The sequence below is a fragment of the Okeania sp. SIO2F4 genome, from assembly GCF_010672385.1.
Taxonomy (GTDB): Bacteria; Cyanobacteriota; Cyanobacteriia; order Cyanobacteriales; family Microcoleaceae; genus Trichodesmium.
Genome location: NZ_JAAHGT010001405.1, coordinates 1 through 1,432, shown reverse-complemented (window position 1 = coordinate 1,432; position 1,432 = coordinate 1). Strand labels below are relative to the sequence as shown.

Annotated in this window: 2 protein-coding genes; both read left to right on the top strand. The window is 33.0% G+C overall.

The features are described 5' to 3' along the window. The first annotated feature begins 68 nt into the window (after nt 1–68). Nucleotides 69–551 carry a helix-turn-helix domain-containing protein gene (locus tag F6K22_RS40800; protein ID WP_293110861.1) on the top strand — a complete coding sequence of 161 codons (483 nt, stop codon included), beginning with the start codon at nt 69–71 and terminating at the stop codon, nt 549–551. 2 nt (nt 552–553) lie between these two features. Beyond that, on the top strand, nt 554–1,012 hold the full coding sequence (locus tag F6K22_RS40795; protein ID WP_293110859.1) for a transposase: 459 nt from the start codon (nt 554–556) through the stop codon (nt 1,010–1,012). The last annotated feature ends 420 nt before the right edge of the window (nt 1,013–1,432 follow it).

Genomic DNA, 1,432 nt, shown 5'->3' with positions numbered 1-1,432 from the left:
ATACCAATTTCCCAAAAGATTGTTACAATAAAATAGGTACAAAATTATTAAGTGATTGCAGTTATTAGATGAGAACGAAAACTCAAATATTAGAAACAGAATCTGAATTAAAAAAACTGTTGTCCCAGGAAACAGATGGCCGTATAAAAGAAAAATTACAAGCACTTTACTGGTTAAAAACGAAAAAGCTATATACTATCGGACAAATAGCAGAGTTGCTGGGTTGTCATCGAGTTACAGTACAACGTTGGTTTGATGAATATCGTCAACGGGGAATAGAAGGAATATTAAACAGAAAAAAAAGTCCTCGAAGGCCAAGAGCAGTACCACCAGAGATCGTCAATCAACTGACCAAAGAACTCACATCTCCCGAAGGTTTCTTGAGCTATGGTGAAGTTCAACAATGGCTGCAAGTGTTTTATGATTTAAAAGTTAAATATAGAACAGTACATGAGTTGGTCAGATATCGGCTGAAAAGTAAACTGAAAGTACCACGACCCCTAAGCATTAAGCAAAATTTAGCAGAATTTGAAGAGTTTAAAAAAAACTAGATTTGAAAATCTTAAAAAAAATAACAATTAAGGAAAAACAAAATTTAAGAGCTGAGAAAATTAGATATTGGTGTGAAGACGAAACAAGAATTGGCCGGAAAACTATCACTGGTAAATTATTAACACGAATGGGTATTAAACCCATAGGGAAACACCAATGGCTCTTTAAGTATTTGTGGCTTTATGGTTTGATAGAACCTCAAACAGGAGAGAGTTTTTTCTATGAATTTAGCCATTTAGACACGGTGTGTATGGAAAAATATTTGGAGTTATTTGCACAAAAGTATCCTAATGATTTGCATATCATTCAATTGGATAATGGACCTCTACATCAAAGTTTAAATATGTCAATTCCTGAGAACATAATTTTTTTATTTCAACCGCCTTACTCTCCAGAATTAAACCCCATCGCGCATACTATGGTTAGAGATAAAAAGAAAATTAAAATGGGAAATATTTGAGAATTTAGATGAGCTTAGGAAAAGGTTGACATCTATAATTACAGGATTAACTTCACAGACAATAGAATCTCTAGGAGGATGGGATGTCATTTTAAAAGCTTTATTAAAGGCTGGAGTTTAGTCCCTAATTTACTCCTATTCCCTATTCCTGATTTTGTGAGTGTAGTAATGTTCAATTGCATTTATATGACTATTTTCTAGCCATTAAAGTTCTGCAAGTTTTCCATCGCAATTCATAAATTTTTTCCTTAACAACCTGATTAATCAGCAATTCAAACCTCTCCTGACTCTATAGAAGGATGGGTAGTTTTTGTATGGTTATTTTGGTTTTTGGTAGTTAAGCGATCGCCACAGAGTAGTTGCTATCGCTTAATAATTTTATACCTATTCTATTGTAACAATATTTTTTGAAATTGGTAT